Annotated in this window: 11 protein-coding genes; 5 read left to right on the top strand and 6 right to left on the bottom strand. The window is 73.7% G+C overall.

All coding sequences use genetic code 11. From position 1 onward, the window contains the following. The first annotated feature begins 3 nt into the window (after positions 1 to 3). Positions 4 to 3,327 carry an ATP-dependent helicase gene (locus tag HDA32_RS04220; RefSeq protein WP_179641909.1) on the top strand — a complete coding sequence of 1,108 codons (3,324 nt, stop codon included), beginning with the start codon at positions 4 to 6 and terminating at the stop codon, positions 3,325 to 3,327. Between the two features lie 438 nt (positions 3,328 to 3,765). Here the strand turns inward: HDA32_RS04220 and HDA32_RS04225 are convergent, their stop codons facing one another. From HDA32_RS04225 to HDA32_RS04240, 4 genes are all read right to left on the bottom strand, one after another. Next, on the bottom strand, positions 3,766 to 5,076 hold the full coding sequence (locus HDA32_RS04225) for an acyltransferase family protein (RefSeq protein WP_179641910.1): 1,311 nt from the start codon (positions 5,074 to 5,076) through the stop codon (positions 3,766 to 3,768). Continuing rightward, on the bottom strand, positions 5,073 to 5,909 hold the full coding sequence (locus HDA32_RS04230; RefSeq protein WP_179641912.1) for an alpha/beta hydrolase: 837 nt from the start codon (positions 5,907 to 5,909) through the stop codon (positions 5,073 to 5,075). The genes HDA32_RS04225 and HDA32_RS04230 overlap by 4 nt, the downstream gene beginning before the upstream one ends. 126 nt (positions 5,910 to 6,035) lie before the next feature. Then, on the bottom strand, positions 6,036 to 6,716 hold the full coding sequence (locus tag HDA32_RS04235; protein ID WP_179641913.1) for a response regulator: 681 nt from the start codon (positions 6,714 to 6,716) through the stop codon (positions 6,036 to 6,038). A 61-nt stretch (positions 6,717 to 6,777) separates the two neighbouring features. Then, the gene (locus HDA32_RS04240) at positions 6,778 to 9,120 is read right to left on the bottom strand and encodes an ATP-binding protein (protein WP_179641914.1); all 2,343 of its coding nucleotides are present in this window, start codon (positions 9,118 to 9,120) and stop codon (positions 6,778 to 6,780) included. A gap of 314 nt (positions 9,121 to 9,434) precedes the next feature. Here HDA32_RS04240 and HDA32_RS04245 point away from each other — a divergent pair, with 314 nt between their 5' ends. Both HDA32_RS04245 and nudC read left to right on the top strand, forming a co-directional pair. Beyond that, entirely contained in the window at positions 9,435 to 10,817 is a 1,383-nt protein-coding gene (locus HDA32_RS04245) for a dipeptidase (protein ID WP_179641915.1), read from the top strand. A 33-nt stretch (positions 10,818 to 10,850) separates the two neighbouring features. Further along, positions 10,851 to 11,819, top strand: coding sequence for an NAD(+) diphosphatase (gene nudC / locus HDA32_RS04250; protein ID WP_179641916.1), 969 nt, complete (start codon positions 10,851 to 10,853; stop codon positions 11,817 to 11,819). 37 nt (positions 11,820 to 11,856) lie between these two features. On the opposite strand, the gene HDA32_RS04255 is transcribed toward nudC, so the two are convergent. Both HDA32_RS04255 and HDA32_RS04260 read right to left on the bottom strand, forming a co-directional pair. Next, complete coding sequence (locus HDA32_RS04255; RefSeq protein WP_179641917.1) at positions 11,857 to 12,354, bottom strand: ANTAR domain-containing protein; 498 nt, start codon at positions 12,352 to 12,354, stop codon at positions 11,857 to 11,859. A gap of 60 nt (positions 12,355 to 12,414) precedes the next feature. Continuing rightward, on the bottom strand, positions 12,415 to 12,675 hold the full coding sequence (locus HDA32_RS04260) for a mycoredoxin (protein ID WP_179641919.1): 261 nt from the start codon (positions 12,673 to 12,675) through the stop codon (positions 12,415 to 12,417). 339 nt (positions 12,676 to 13,014) lie between these two features. Between HDA32_RS04260 and HDA32_RS04265 the strand changes: the two genes are divergently transcribed. Further along, complete coding sequence (locus HDA32_RS04265; protein ID WP_179641921.1) at positions 13,015 to 15,132, top strand: ATP-dependent DNA helicase UvrD2; 2,118 nt, start codon at positions 13,015 to 13,017, stop codon at positions 15,130 to 15,132. Further along, positions 15,129 to 16,049, top strand: a complete 921-nt coding sequence (gene tesB / locus HDA32_RS04270; protein ID WP_179641922.1) for an acyl-CoA thioesterase II — start codon at positions 15,129 to 15,131, stop codon at positions 16,047 to 16,049. Before HDA32_RS04265 ends, tesB begins: the two co-directional genes overlap by 4 nt. The last annotated feature ends 394 nt before the right edge of the window (positions 16,050 to 16,443 follow it).

A 16,443-nucleotide genomic window follows, 5' to 3' on the forward strand; every position in this document is an offset into this window, starting at 1 on the left:
AGCATGACCGAGACACTGCCCAGCCGGACCTTCGGCCCCGCGCAGCTCGCGCGGCTGCTCGGGCAGCCCGAGCCGACGGCGGAGCAGGCCGCCGTCATCTCCGCGCCCCTCGCGCCGGGCGTGGTCGTCGCGGGCGCGGGATCGGGCAAGAGCGAGACGATGGCCGGCCGCGTCGTGTGGCTGGTCGCCAACGGCCACGTCCGCCCGGAGAACCTGCTCGGCCTGACGTTCACCCGCAAGGCGGCATCGGAGCTGGCCGAACGCGTCCGCAAGCGCCTCGACCAGCTTCGCGGCTCCGGCGCGGTGCCCGACGAGGTCCTCGACGGCGAACCCACCGTCTCCACCTACCACTCCTACGCCTCCCGCCTGGTGGGCGACCACGCGCTGCGCGAGGCCGTGGAACCCTCGGCCAGGCTGATCACCCAGGCGGTGGCCTGGCAGCTGGCCAACCAGATCGTGAGCGGCTACGACGGGCCCATGAGCGCGGTGAACTCCGTCCCGGAGACGGTCGTGCGCGACGTCCTCGCGCTCTCAGGGGAACTCGCCGAGCACCTGCGTACGCCCGACGACGTCCGCCGGATCGGCGCGTGGCTGCGGGAGCGCGCCGACGCGCTGCCCGAGAGCAAGGCGCCGACCAGGGAGCTGCTCGCGGCCCAGGAGCACCGCGAGCAGCTCCTGCCGCTGCTGGAGGGGTTCGCCGAGGCCAAGGCGGCGCGCGAGGTCATGGACTTCGGCGACCAGGTGGCGCTGGCCGCGCGCATCGCCCGGCGGCACCCCGAGGTCGGGCTGATCGAGAAGAGCCGCTACCACGTGGTGCTGCTGGACGAGTACCAGGACACCAGTCACGCCCAGTTGGTGCTGCTGCGCGCGCTGTTCGGCGACGCCCACCCGGTGACCGCCGTCGGCGACCCCTGCCAGTCCATCTACGGCTGGCGCGGGGCCAGCTCCGGCAACCTCACGGGATTCCCGACCGACTTCCCCGAGCGCCCGGGGCGGCCGGCCTCCGTCCGCCAGCTCGCCACCAGCTTCCGCAACGGCGAACGCGTCCTCGCCGTCGCCAAGCGCATCGCCGAACCGCTGCGCGCGCAGGCCGACTCCGTCCCGGTCCTGCACCCCGGGCCCGCCCGGCGCGGCCGCGGCTTCGTCACCGGTGCGCTGCTGGCCACCGAGACCGAGGAGGCGGAGTGGATCGCCGGGCAGATCGAGATCGCGCTGCGGGAGTCCCGCGGCACCCACCGCGCCCCGGACGGGCTGCCGTGGCCGGAGCAGGAGAACCGGGGACCGCTCAGCCCCGGTGACGTCGCGATCCTGTGCCGCAAGCGCTCCCAGTTCCCGCTGCTGCGCGAGCGGCTGGAGCTGCGCGGCATCCCGGTCGAGGTCGTCGGCCTCGGCGGGCTGGTCAACGTGCCCGAGGTGCGCGACATCGTCGCCACGCTGCGGGTCCTGAACGACCCGGCGGCGGGCAACGAGCTGGCCCGCCTGCTCACCGGGCCCCGCTGGCGGCTCGGAGCGAGCGACCTGGTGGCGCTGAACAGGCGCGCCACCGAGCTGGCCGAGGAGAGCAGACGCGACCTGAACCGGTCGGCGCCCGCCGAACCGGACCGGCCGGCCGACCCGCTGACCCGGACGGTCTTCGACCTCACGGCCGAGAGCGGCAGCCTGCTCGACGCGCTGGACGACCTCGGGCCCGCCGAGCGCTACTCCCCGACCGGCCACGAGCGGCTGACCGCGCTCGCCGAGGAGCTGCGCGCCCTGCGCCGCCTCGTCGCCCAGCCGCTGCCCGACCTGATCACCGACATCGAGCGCACGCTCGGCCTGGACATCGAGGTGGGCGCCCGGACCGGCCGCGACCCGGTGGCGGCCCGCGCCGACCTCGACGCGTTCATCGACGTCGCGGCCAGGTTCGTGGGCACGAGCGAGGCGCCCACCCTCAGCGCGTTCCTCGCCTTCCTGCGCTCCGCCGAGGACACCGAGCGGGGCCTGGCGCCGGGCGAGCGCGTCGGCTCCACCGACACCGTCAAGCTCATGACCGTCCACGCGGCCAAGGGCCTGCAGTGGCCGATGGTCGTGGTCCCCGGCCTGAGCCAGACCCTGTTCCCCACCAGGCCGGGGGCCGGGAAGAGCTGGACCGGGCGGCCGGCCGAGCTGCCGTTCCCGCTCCGCGGCGACAGCGTCGGCCTGCCCCGGCTCACCGACGTCGACGACGCCTCCATCAAGCGGTTCCGGGAGGAGGAGAAGGGCCGCGACACGATGGAGGAGCGCCGTCTCGCCTACGTCGCCGTCACCCGGGCCGCCTTCGCTCTGCTGTGCACCGGGCACCGGTGGGGAGCGGGGACGAAGACCGCGCGGGAGCCGTCGCCCTTCCTGGAGGAGGTCCGCGAGGCGTGCGCGGCCGGAGCGGGCCGGATCGCGCAGTGGGCCCCCGCGCCGGGCGAGACCGAGACCAACCCCCAGTTGGTGGACGTCGAACCGGTCGCCTGGCCGCACCTTCCCGAGGACTACGTCGGCGCGGCCGCCGACCGGCACCGCGAGGTCGTGGCCGGCGCCCGGCTCGTCGAGGAGGCCCGGGCCGGCGCCGGAGCCCCGTGGCTGGAGCAATTGGAGCGCGCCGCCGTACCGGAGTCCTGGAACCGCAGACTGAAGGGGTGGCAGCGCGACACCGACCTGCTGCTCGCCCACCGCGACACCGAGCGGACCGACGACGGGGCCGTCACCGTCGAGCTGCCTGCGCACCTGACGGTGTCGTCGCTGGTGTCGCTGGCCCGCGATCCGGCGGCGCTCGCCCGTCAGATCCGCCGCCCGCTGCCGCGCCCACCGGCGCCGCACACCCGCAGGGGGACCGCGTTTCACCTGTGGCTGGAGCAGCGCTTCGGCCAGGAGAGCCTGCTCGACCCCGACGAGCTGCCCGGCGCGGCCGACGAGGCGGTCGGCCGCGACGACGACCTCTCCGAGCTGCAGCGACTGTTCGAGGCCGGAGAGTGGGGCGGGCGGATCCCGCTGGACGTCGAGGTGCCGTTCGAGACGGTCATCGGCGACCGGCTCGTCCGCGGCCGGATGGACGCGGTCTTCCACGACGAGGAGCACGGACACTACGACGTCGTCGACTGGAAGACCGGCCGCCCGCCCGGCACCGACCGGGAGCGCAGGGCCGTGGCCGTCCAGCTCGCGGCCTACCGGATCGCCTGGGCGCAGTTGGCCGGGGTGCCGCTGGAGCACGTGCGCGCCGCGTTCCACTACGTGCGCACCGACCTGACCATCCGCCCCGCCGACCTGCTCGACGCCGACGGCCTGGCGGCCTTGATCGACCGGATTCCCGAGGCGGAATGAACCCGTGGGCATCCGCCGTTCCCCGCACACGGCGCGGGCGGCGGCCCTGTCTTCGGAGGTATGACCATGGACCAGGGCGAGGCCGTCGGCAACACAGAATGCGATCAGGTCATCGGCCGGATCCTTCTTTGGGTTCCACCCTCGGCCCCGGGGCGGAGCAGGCGCGCGGGCGGGCCCCCTCCACCTCGACTCCAGGGGGTCTTCAAGCCCGGCCCCAGGAGGGACGGCGTGCGGGTGGATCGCCCGGTCACCGCGGATCCCTCCTTCGGCTGAGACTTCACAACCCCAGTGGCCGAGGTTGAAACTCACGGTCGAGATCGGCGAGGAAAACACCGCGAAACGGACGCATGTCCCGGGTCGCCCGTTCACCTGCGGTCCAGGCCCCGCCCGACTTGTGCGAACCTCGGTAGGGAGGGCCAAGGGGCGCTCTCCGGCCCGCTACAGGATTCGGACCAGCGCCACCAGGAAGCCGGCGGCGGCCAGGACGGCGGCTGTGCGAGCGGTGGCCGAACGCAGGGCGGTGCGCTCCCACGGGCCCTCGTAGCGGCGCAGCGCCGCCACGAGCAGCAGCAGGACCGCGCCGAACACCGGCAGCCACAGCAGGCGGGCCGCGATCCAGGCCGGTCCGTCGGCGGCGGCGGTCAGGCCGGGCAGCACACCCCACACCGACCCCGCCGCGCTCACCGCGACCAGTGCGCTCTGGTGCCAGCAGAACACCGTGAGCGCGCCGAGGTTGAGCGCGGCGACCCCCGCCCACAGCAGCGGACTGCGGCGCAGCAGGCGCTCCAGCGGGTCGCGCAGCAGCACGGCCGCGCCGATCTGGGCCGCCGCCAGCGTCGGGACGAACAGCGACGGCGGGTGGGCGTTGCTGCGTTCCGCCCCGGGCACGCCGACGGCGCTCACCGGGTAACCGAGTCGGGTCACCAGCACAGCGAGTCCCACCGCCCCGGCGATGAGCAGGACCACCGCGATCGGCCGGCTCAGCCGACCGTGCGCCCAGGACACGCCCAACTGGTAGCCGAACAGCCAGGCCGGGAGCACGTTGACCATGCCGAGCCATCCGGGCACCGCCTCCTGCCAGGGGCCGTGGCACAGCAGGTCGACGGCTGCGACGGCCGCCAGCGGGACCAGTACGGCGACGGCGCCGAAGCGCAGGTCGGCCGCCACGACGTAGCGGGTCAGCGCGGTGACCGCCAGGTACACGGCGATGAACCACATCGGCTGGCCGGTCAGCAGCACGCCCGTGCGCATCGTCGCCTCCGGCACGCCGAGCAGCGGGAGCACCGCCGCGATCAGCCCCCAGACCGCGGCCACCGCGATCAGCGGCCGCAGCAGCCGTCCCAGCCGGGCGCGCAGCCACGCCCCGTCGCTCTGCCCCCGCTCCCGCGACCGCGCCAGGGACCGCGCCGCGACGTAGCCGCCCACCAGGAAGAACAGGCCGAGCAGTTGCAGTACCCAGCTCAACGGGGCCAGCCCGGGCATGTCCCGCAGCGGGCTGGAGACGCGCAGACCGCCGTCCTCCCACACCACCAGCGCGGTCACCAGCCAGTGGCCGAGGACGACACCGCAGATCGCGAGGGCGCGCAGGCCGTCGATCGCGCGCTCGCGCGTCGCCGGCGTGGCGCGGTCGATCCCGGCGGCGGCCTCGCCGATGCGGTGCCCGGCGCCGCGCCACCGCGACGGTCGCGGGCCGCGCCGCGCGTCTGCGCGGTGGCCGCGCCGCACCGGATCCCCGTTCGTGGCCGTCATGGCGTCGTCTCCCGCAGTTCTCCGCCGTCCCCGAGCGCGATCCGCGCGATGGCCTCCAGCGACGCGCTCCCGGGCCGGTAATAGGATTCATGCCCGTGAATCGGACCGGGGAAGAACACCCGGGCGCCGAAATCCGGGTCCATCGGGTCGGAGCCGTAGCCCAGCGGTCCCAGGGCGACCGACGGCACGAAGCGGATCCAGTCGTCATCGGCGCGAGTGGCCCACACCCGCGCCCGCACCTCCTCCGCGCCGCCCACGCCCATCCCGGGGCTGCCCAGCGCCACCACGTCGTCGGCGACGCCCCCGTGCCGGGCGGCCTCGCCGCACACGACGCTGCCGTAGCTGTGGCAGACCAGGGTGACGTGGGCGTCCTCCGGCAGCCACGCGTCGAACCGCACCAGCTCGGCCGCGCCCTCCCGCGCCGACGTGGAGGTGAGCGCGTGCGGGCCCAGGTCCTGCGGCGGCAGGTAGCCCAGCCAGACCACCACGGCCGCGCGGGAGTCCGGCCGCTGCCGCCGCAGCTCCTCCAGCAGCGCCCGGCCGTTGGCCAGCGGGACCGTGCCGGGGTTGCCGTCGCTGCGCCGGAAGTTGCCCCGGTTCTGCCCGGTGCCGGGCACGAGCACGGCGATGTCGTCGGCGCCGTCGAGGTCGCCCAGCGCCTCCACCACCCGGCCGGAACCGGCGGGGTCGTCGGCCAGCAGGTGGTGCCCGTCGACGACCTCGGAGGAGTAGCGCAGCGGCGCCGGTACGGGATCGGGCTGCTGCAGCCACACCGCTCCGCCGATGAGTACCGACAGGGCCGCGATGGCCGGGGCGTTCATCCGTCGCGTCATGCCGATGACGCTAGGAACCGGCCTCCAGCCCGGTCGTCCCCCCGCAGAGCCGACCGTCGGCTACCTCCGGAGGGGGAGGGGGCCGGTGCTGCCTCGCCAGGTCTCCGGCAGGCAGAGGTGCGACCCCTAGACCAGCCCGTTCTCGTAGCTGAAGACGACGGCCTGGGTGCGGTCGCGCAGGCCCAGCTTCATCAGGATCCGGCCGACGTGGGTCTTCACGGTCTGCTCGGCGAGGAACAGCTCCTGCGCGATCTCGCCGTTGGACAGGCCGCGCGCGACCTGGCGCAGCACGTCGACCTCGCGGGGGGTGAGGTCGTCGAAGGCCTCGGGCCGGGCGTGGATCTTCTCCCTGCGCCGCTTGGCGATGTCGCCGATCAGCCGCTTCGTCACCGACGGCGCGAGCAGCGCGTCGCCGTCGGCCACCACGCGCACCGCCGAGCGCAGGTCCTCGACCGGGGCGTCCTTCAGCAGGAACCCGCTGGCACCGGCGCCGAGCGCCTCGTAGACGTACTCGTCGAGGTCGAAGGTCGTCAGGACGAGTACCCGGGTGCCCGCGGCCGGGCCGTCGGGGTCGTCCGCCCCGCCGCCCATCGTGGTGATCTGCCGGGTGGCGGCCAGGCCGTCCAGGACCGGCATGCGCACGTCCATCACCACGACGGCCGGCCGGTGGCTGCGCGCCAGCTCCACGGCCTCGTGCCCGTTGGCGGCCTGCCCCACGACGTCGATGTCGGGTGCGGCGTCGAGCAGCGTGGCGATGCCGTCGCGCACCATGGCCTGGTCGTCGGCGACTATGACGGTGATGGGCACGGCCCAAGCCTAGCCAGGCCCCACGGCCCCCACCGCCGGATGGCCGGATGCGGCGGTCCTTTCAGTCCTCCCCCGGGACGGGCAGTTCGGCGACGACCTCGAAGCCGCCGCCGGGGAGCGGCCCGGCGCGCAGCGACCCGCCGAGCATCGCCACCCGCTCCCGCATCCCGACCAGGCCGTGCCCGCCGGGTTCCAGACCGGGCCCGGGGGTGGAGGCGCCGGCGGGGCCGTTGGCGATCCGCAGCGTGACCAGCCCGGGACCGCCTTCGACGCCGATGCGCACGTGCGCTCCCGCGGCGTGCCGCCCGGCGTTGCTCAGGGACTCCTGGACGATGCGGTACGCCGACAGGTCCACCGAGCCCGGCAGGTCCCCGGGCAGGCCGGCGACCTCCAGTTCGACGGTCATCCCCGCCTCGCGGGCCCCGGCCACGAGATCGTCCAGTTGCGCCAGGCCGGGCTGGGGCACCCGCTCGGCGTCCTCGTCGTCCTCGCGCAGCAGCCCCACGACCCTGCGCATCTCCGCCAGCGCGTCGCGCGCGGTGTCGCGGAGCGCGTGGAAGGTCGCGGCCGCATCCGGTGACAGGTCCAGGTCCTTGTAGGGCGCGGCCTCCGCCTGGATCGCGATCATCGACATGTGGTGGGAGACGACGTCGTGCAGCTCGCGGGCGATGCGGGAGCGCTCCTCCAGCACGGCCTGGCGGGCGCGGTCCTGCCTGCGCAGCGCGCTCTCGTGGGCGAGCTCGCGCTGGGCGGTGCGCCTGCCGCGCACGGTGTGGCCGAAGGCGAGGACGGCGACGGCGACGGCGGAGATCCACAGCGCCTGCAGCGGCGGGGTCCCGGCGAACACGGAGGCCGGGAGGATGCCCAGCAGCACGGTGACGGCGCCGACGCCGGCCGTCAGCCGACCGGAGGAGCCGATCGCCACCAGGTACAGCACCAGCGGCAGCACGACCAGCACGGCGATCGGCCACGGCCACAGGATGCCCGGTGGGATGCCCCCGACGGCCGTCGGGGACAGCATCGAACCGTCGTCGACCGCGGAGGCCACCAGGACGGCGAAGAGGCCTGCGGTCATGAACCGCCAGGTCAGCAATGGGGAGTAGGGAAGCAGCGCCAGCGGCAGGCCCGTCACGATGCCCAGGACCACGGAGGGCGCCACGGCCATCCCGAGGAAGTCGACCGTCTGGACGGCGGCCAGCGCCGCGACACCGGCCCCGACCCCGAACAACAGGAACCAGGCGATGGCCTTCTGATAGGCGGAGTGGCGCGGAGCGTCTCGGTTGAGGGTGGTGGCGGGTGACGGGCGCCCTTCCAGCGGCAGCAGCAGCCACAGCAGCAGGTAGACGGCGGCGCTGAGCGGGAGGAACAGGCAGAACAGCAGGCGGAACGTGATGAGCCTGGCCAAGGACCCCCGGGCGAACGCGCCGCACACCCCCGCGATCACGCGCTCCCCGATCGGCCGGACCGGCCCGCGGGGAAGGCGCAGCCGCCCGGCCGCCGGCCGGGCCGGGGTCCGCCACACCGCGTCGAGGACGTCGTCCCACAGGGGGATCGGCGGGCGGCCCGTCGGCGGGACCTCCTGCCGCGAGGACTCCGCCCCCGCGGCCTCGCGGCGCAGCCGGACGTTGTCCCCGGCGATCAGCACGGCGAGCACGAGGACGACGGACCACACCACGGGTGCGGCGTCGGCGCCCAGCACGGCCGTGTGGACGGTGGTCAGGGCGGTGGCGCACGCCCCGACCACGAGCACGACCCTGCGGTCGTACTGGCTCGCCACGATGAACAGCACGAGGAGGTAGGCGGCGGCCCCCGCGGCCGGGAACGGGCCGTTGGAGGCGACGGGCTGCTCCGGCAGCGTCCACAGCAGGAACAGCATCAGCACCAGCGCCGGCGTCATGAGGCGCCAGGACAGCAGCGGGGAGCGGGGGAGCGCGAGGAGGGGGAGCCCCACGGCGAGGCCCGCGATCAGCGCGGAGGTCTCGGTCAGGCCCAGATCCATCAGCCGTGGGGCGCTCAGGAGGGAGACCGCGGCCGCGGCCGCGATGACGAGCAGTTGCCGGTTCGCCCGGCCGCGCACGCTCTCCGGGGGCCGTCCGGCCGCCCCGACCAGCCAGACCACCGGATACAGCGCCATCGGCAGCACGAGCAGGATCGCCAGCAGGCGCACCGTCCACGGCCGCCATCCGCGCCGCCGGGCGATCCCCGCGCAGACGCCGCCGAGCAGCGGGCGCGCGCCGTCGCCGCTCCCCGGCACCGGCAGCCGCCTGGGCAGCGCGCTCGGCGGGCCCCACACCGCGGCGCGCAGGGTGTCGGCGATCGGGCGTGCGGTGTCGGCCTCCGGCTCCGGCGGTTCGCGCCCGTCCCGCGCCGTTCCCGCTCGCGGCTCCCGTTCCTCGGCGTTCATCTCCCACTCGAAGGATCGATGTGCGTGCTCCGCTCCACAGTAGAGCGCGGGCCCCGCCCGCGCCCCCGTGTCCACAGGGCTACCCGGCGCCTGGCTCTCAGGTAGGGGGAGCGTGCGGCAGGACATCGATCCGCTGGACACGCCCTACCGAGGTCTGCGTTCCGCGGCGGTCTCGACGTTGTGGGGCCTGAAACCGCTCGAATGACCCCGATAAGGTCGAGATCGCCGCCGAAGGCCCAGGCCGCGCAGCCGATGCAGACCTCAGTAAGCTCGGTAGCGGTCAGCGTCGATCAGGGAAGGAACCGGTTCGCCAGATGGATCCGCGCACCTACGTCGAGAAGCACCGCGGTGAGTTCGTCGCCGCGCTCAAGGACTGGCTGGCGATCCCGTCCATATCGGCCGATCCCGCTCGCAGCGGCGACGTCCGCCGCTCGGCGGACTGGCTGGCCGCCCACCTCGCCGACACGGGCTTCCCGACCGTGGAGGTCTGGGAGACCGACGGCATGCCCGCGGTCTTCGCCGAGTGGCCGGCGACCGACCCCGGGGCCCCCACCGTCGTCGTCTACGGCCACCACGACGTGCAGCCCGTCGATCCCGTCGAGGCCTGGCACACCGATCCCTTCGTCCCGGTCGAGCAGGGCGACCGGCTGATCGGCCGCGGCGCCTCCGACGACAAGGGCCAGGTGCTGTTCCACACCCTCGGCCTGCGCGCCAACCTCGCCGCCTCCGGCGCGAGCGCCCCGCCGGTGACCGTCAAACTGCTCGTGGAGGGCGAGGAGGAGTCCGGGTCGCCGCACTTCGCCGAGCTGCTGAAGCGCCACCGGGACCGGCTCGGCTGCGACGTCGTCGTCATCTCCGACACCACCATGTGGTCGGCCGAGACGCCGTCGATGTGCGTGGGCATGCGCGGCCTGACGGACTGCCAGATCGACGTGTACGGACCAGAGGTCGACCTGCACAGCGGCTCCTTCGGCGGCGCGGTCCCCAATCCCGCCCGGGTGCTCGCCGGCCTGCTGGCCGGGATGCACGACGCCGACGGCCGCATCGCCATCCCCGGCTTCCACGACGACGTCGCCGAGGTCACGGCGGCCGAGCGCGGGCTCCTCGCCCGGCTCCCCTTCGACGAGGCCGAGTGGCTGCGCACCGCGAGCAGCACCGCCGCCGCGGGCGAGGCCGGGTACAGCACGCTGGAACGCGTCTGGGTGCGCCCGACGGCCGAGATCAACGGCATGTGGAGCGGCCACACCGGTGCCGGAACCAAGACGATCGTCCCGCGCTCCGCGCACGCCAAGGTCAGCTTCCGGCTGGTCCCGGACCAGGACCCGCTGCGCGTCCAGCGGTGCGTGGACGCCTACGTGGCCGGCAACCTGCCCGAGGGCGTGCGCGCCACCGTGGCCTTCGCCGGGCCCGGCGTGCGCCCGTGCGCCTCCGACCTCGAATCGGCCGCCGTGCGCGCCGCCCGCGCGGCCATGGGCCGGGCGTTCGACACCGAGGTGCTGTTCACCCGCGAGGGCGGCAGCGGCCCCGAGGCCGACATCGCCGACGTTCTCGGCGCGCCGCTGGTGTTCGTCGCGGTGGGCCTCGACGACGACCGGATCCACGCGCCCAACGAAAAGGTCGAGGTCCCCCTGCTGCTCAAGGGCGCCGAGAGCGCCGCCCACCTGTGGGACGAGCTCGCCGCCGCGCTGCGCCCGTAGGGTCTCCCGCACCGAACCCCTGGAAGAAGCACCATGACCGAACCACATCTGACCCCGGCTCTTTCGCGCGGCGTCGTCGACATGGCCGGGCACCGGCGCACCGACGAGGCGTGGCTGGAGGCGGCCTGGGCCGATCCGCGCACCCGCGTGCTCGTGCTGGAGCGGGGCGAACCCGGTGAATACGGGTGGCGCGGCCTGATGGTCAAGCAGTCCCGAGCCCTGGTGAGCACCGACACCGAGCGCCCGGAACTGGTGTTCGCGGCGCCGGCCGAGGCTCCCGAGGGCGAGCGCTACCTGCTCGGCGTCGACGAGACCGGGCGCGCCTACTTCGCGGTGCGCGCGGCCTCCGGCGTGGAGCTCACCGAGTCGGCCGGCACCAAGCTGACCTCCCTGCGCGACATCGGCGCGCTGCTCGACGCGCGCGACTCCGGGCTGCTCACCCACGCCGTCGCGCTCGCCAACTGGCACGCCACGCACATGTTCTGCTCCCGCTGCGGTTCGCCCACGCGCTCCGGCGCGGCGGGGCACGTGCGCACGTGCGAGAAGGAGGGCAACGACACCTTCCCGCGGATGGACCCGGCCGTGATCATGCTGGTGCACCGGGTCGCCGACGGGACCGAGCAGTGCCTGCTGGCGCACAACCCGAGGTGGCCGGAGAAGCGCTACTCGGTGCTGGCCGGATTCGTCGAGCCCGGTGAATCACTGGAGCAGGCCGTCATCCGGGAGGTCGCCGAAGAGGTCGGCGTGGCCGTCGCGGATCCGCGCTACCTCGGCTCCCAGCCGTGGCCGTTCCCGCGCAGCCTGATGCTGGGCTACTCCGCCCTCGCCGTGGGCACGGCCGAGCGCACCGACCACCAGGAGATCGAGCACGTGCGCTGGTTCACCCGCGAGGAGCTCCTCGCCGCGGCCCGAAGCGGCGAGGTCCTGCTGCCCGGCCCCGTATCGATCGCGCGCAAGCTCATCGAGAACTGGTACGGCGCCGGACTCCCCGGCGGCTGGTGAGGCCGCCCCCATACGGCCCCGCCGCCCCGCTCCCCGGCTACCTGCGCCTCCTGGCCGGACCGGCCTGGGCGGCCGCGCCCTCGCGGGCCAGTTCCTCCGGCAGAGCCGTCAGGGGGTTGCCCGCGCTGGTGACCACCTCGCGGGCGAGCTCGTTGACCTTGCGGCCGCGCGAGCGCGCGGCGTGGCGCAGCCGTTCGAACGCTTTGCGCGGGGTCAGCCGGTGCCGCTCGGAGAGCACTCCTATGGCCTGCTCCACGACCACGCGGGTGTGCAGCGCGTGCTCCAACTGCGCCACCGTCACCCGGAGCCGCTCCAGCTCCGACGCCTGCTCCGGCGCGCGCGGGGGCACGGCGGCCACCGCGGCCTGCTGCCGATCCTCGGCGGCGAGGAGGTCGGCCAGCACCATGGCGTTGACCAGGTCCGGCAACTCCTCGTCGCCGTGCACCCTCCAGCCGGCGGATGTCCGCCGGATCAGCCCGATCGCCGTTTCGTCCCCGTTGCGAACCGCTCTGTCAGGCGTCACGTCTTCCCCCATCTTCTCTGCAGCCGAGAAGCCGGAACGCCACCCCGCGCCGCGAGGTGGCGGGCCGCTCGGCTACGACTGCGTCGCCAGTTTCTCCTTGACCTGTGACAGCGAAGGGTTGGTCAGCGCCGAGCCGTCGGCGAACAGCAGCGTCGGAACGGTCTGGTTGCCGCCGTTGACCTTCATGACGTATTCGACGGCCTCGGGGTCCTGCTCGATGTTGACCTCGGCGACCTCGATGCCTTCACGCCCGAGCTGGCTCTTCAGCCGCTTGCAGAAACCGCACCACGGCGTGGTGTACATGGTGATCTGCGCGGTCGAGGGGGTGGTCATGGGGTGTTCTCCTTACCCGTATGGGACATGCACCGCCTACTACCAACGCCGAGAACCGTGCCGAAGCTTCCCAACGCGATCAGGGTCGGCGGGTCAGACGCAGGTCACAGCGCGATGGTTCCCCTGGCGCGTGCGTGACGCCGCGGCCTCGCACCCGTCCGCGCCCTCGTCCACCCGCCGCGGTTGGTGTTTCGGGTACGCCCGCACTCACACTGATACTTGAGAGACTGGACCGGGCAAAAGCTTCTGCGGTGGCCGAATGAGGTCTGAGGGAAACGTGGAGAAGGAGCGGCCCGTACCCGTGCCCGAGGCGATCGGGCGGATTGGAGGCGACGCCCAATGGACCCTGACCTCGTACTGGAGGGGCTCGACCCCGAACAGCTTGAGGCGGCGCGCTCGGTGCGCGGGCCGGTGTGCATCCTCGCCGGTGCCGGCACCGGCAAGACGCGCGCCATCACGCACCGGATCGCCTACGCGGTGGCCAGCGGGGTCGTGCCGGAGCAGCAGGTCCTGGCGGTGACGTTCACCACTCGGGCGGCCGGTGAGATGCGCGGCCGGCTGCGCTCGCTCGGGGCGCCGCGCGTGCAGGCCCGCACGTTCCACGCCGCCGCGCTGCGACAGCTCTCCTACTTCTGGCCACAAGCGGTCGGCGGCCCCAAACCCACGCTCATCTCCAGCAAGATCCAGATCGTCGCCGAGGCGGCGCACTCGTGCGCGCTCCAGCTCGACCGCACCGGGCTGCGCGACCTCGCCGGCGAGATCGAGTGGGCCAAGGTCAGCCAGATCCGCCCGGCCGACTACGAGACCGGCGTCGTCAAGGCCGGCCGCACCGCGCCGATGCCCGCCCGCGACGTCGCCCGCGTGTTCGACGCCTACGAGGAGCTGCGCCGCGAGCGCAACCTGCTCGACTTCGAGGCGATGCTGGAGCTCACCGCGGCCATGCTCACCGAGTCGCCCCAGATCGCCGAGCAGGTGCGCGCCCAGTACCGCTACTTCGTCGTCGACGAGTTCCAGGACGTCAACCCGCTGCAGAAGCTGCTGCTCGACGCGTGGCTGGGCGAGCGCGACGACCTGTGCGTGGTCGGCGACCCCAACCAGACCATCTACTCCTTCGCCGGGGCCACCCCCGCCTACCTCACCGGCTTCTCCGCCGCCTACCCGCACGCCACGGTGGTGCGGCTGGTGCGCGACTACCGGTCCAGCCCGCAGGTGGTGCGCGTGGCCAACACCTCGCTGACCCAGGCGCGCGGCCCGGCGGCGCAGCACCGGCTGGAGCTGGTCGCGCAGCGCCCCGACGGCCCCGATCCGACCTACACCGAGTACGACGACGAACCGGCCGAGGCCACCTCCGTCGCGCGCAAGATCGCCGCGCTGATCGACGCGGGCACCCCCGCCCGCGAGATCGCGGTGCTGTTTCGCACCAACTCCCAGTCGGCGGCCTACGAACAGGCGCTCTCCGACGCCGACGTGCCCTACACGCTGCGCGGCGCCACGCAGTTCTTCGACCGCCCCGAGATCAGGAGGGCCGTGCACACCCTGCGCGGCGCCGGGCGCGGCGACGACGGCGAATCGCTGGTCACCGCCGTCCGCCACCTCCTCTCCCAACCCCAGATCGGCCTCACCGAGACCCCGCCCGAGGGCCGCCAGGCCAGGGAGAGGTGGGAGTCGCTGGCCGCGCTGGCCCAGTTGGCCGAGGACGTCGCGGCGGAGCGCCCCGGCGCGACCATGGCCGACTTCGTCGCCGAACTGGACGCGCGGGTGGCGACCGAGCACGCCCCCGAGCTGGAAGGCGTCACGCTGGCGTCGCTGCACTCGGCCAAGGGCCTGGAGTGGGACGCGGTGTTCCTGGTCGGGCTGACCGAGGGCATGCTGCCGATCATCTACGCCGAGGGCCCTGACCAGGTCGAGGAGGAGCGCAGGCTCTTCTACGTCGGCGTCACCCGGGCCCGCGAGTACCTCGCGCTGTCCTGGGCGCTGGCCCGCTCGCCGGGCGGCCGCAGGAGCCGCAAGCCTTCGCACTTCCTCGACGGACTGCGGCCGGCCTCGCCCTCCCTCGCCGGGCAGCGCTCCGAGCGGCGCAGGCAGGCCAAGCCCGCGCAGTGCAGGATCTGCGGCACGACGCTCACCGACGCCCCGGAGCGCAAGCTCGGCCGCTGCCTGGACTGTCCGGCCGACTACGACGAGGAGCTGCTGGAGCGGCTCAAGGCGTGGCGGCGCGAGATCTCAGCGGAGCAGAAGGTGCCGGCCTACGTCGTCTTCACCGACGCGACTCTGCAGGCCATCGCCGAGCACGTGCCCACGGGGGTCTCCCAGTTGTCCCGGATATCCGGTGTCGGCGCGGTGAAGCTGGAGCGCTACGGTGAGGCCGTGCTGGCGTTGTGCGCCGGCCGGGAGCCGGCGCCGGTCGGCGGCGGTGGCGGGGCGGACGACGACAGCAGCGAGGAGGACCATCGGTGACCGAGCAGGCGGCGCGGGGGGCCGACCGGCAGGAGCGACCGGAGCCCGACACGGGGCAGACCCTCCAGGGGCTGCTCGACATCCTCGACCTCGAACCGATCGAGGTGAACATCTTCCGCGGCCGCAGCCCCGACGGCGGCCCCCAGCGCATCTTCGGCGGCCAGGTGGCCGGCCAGGCGCTGGTCGCGGCCGGGCGGACCGTCCCCTCCGACCGCCACGTCCACTCGCTGCACGCCTACTTCATCAGGCCGGGCGACCCCTCGGTGCCGATCGTCTACGAGGTGGACCGGGTGCGCGACGGGCGCTCCTTCACCACGCGCCGGGTCACCGCGATCCAGCACGGCAAGGCGATCTTCACCCTGTCGGCGTCGTTCCACCACGTCGAGCCGGGCCTGCGGCACCGGACGCCGATGCCGGACGTGCCCGCCCCCGACGAGCTGCCGACGACGCGCGAGCGCCTGTACGAGGTCTTCGGCAAGGTGCCGCGCTTCGCGACCTGGCACCCGATCGAGGTGCGCCCGGTCGGCCCGCTGTCCTTCGAGGTCGAGCGCGACCCGAGCCTGCGCAGCATGGAGAACCTGGTGTGGCTGAAGGTCGACGGGACCCTGCCCGATGACCCGCTGCTGCACGTCTGCCTTATGACCTACGCCTCGGACATGACCCTGCTCGACACCGTGCTGATCGCGCACGGCCGGTCGTTCTCGGGCATCGCGATGGCCAGCCTCGACCACGCCATGTGGTTCCACCGACCGTTCCGGGCCGACGACTGGCTGCTCTACGCCCAGGAGACCCCGTCGGCCGACGGCGCCCGCGGGCTGGCCCGCGGGCTGGTCTACACCCGCGGCGGTGAGCTGGTCTGCTCCGTCGTCCAGGAGGGCCTGATCCGCGTCACCGACGGCGGGAACGGGGACGAATAGGCCCGCCCGCGCCGCCGGGGGAGGGTGCGGGAGCCGGGGCCGCAACCGCGCGAGGACCGTGGAAATTCCCGCCGGGTTCCGGCCGCTCCCGGCCAAAATCGCAGGTCAAAAATAGGTTGCTGATTTTTCGTCGGCCCCTCTAGTCTTAACGTCATCGAGTTCGCGTCCACCGCGGGAGAAGATCCCGACGGTCTCAATGTGAGGAGGTGCTCCGGTCAAATGAGGACTCTGATCTCTGCTTTCGGTCCGTTCCTCGGCGCTTGGGGCGCCGGGCGCGGCAGTGGTGTGTGCATGGATACGGATGTGTTGTTCCACGCGGGCAATGCCCGGGCCGCCGCGGGCAATGCCCAGGCCGCTCGACTCATGCCGAGCCGCCACCGCATCGGAACGAAGT

It is taken from the genome of Spinactinospora alkalitolerans (genome assembly GCF_013408795.1).
In the GTDB taxonomy this organism is placed as follows: domain Bacteria; phylum Actinomycetota; class Actinomycetes; order Streptosporangiales; family Streptosporangiaceae; genus Spinactinospora; species Spinactinospora alkalitolerans.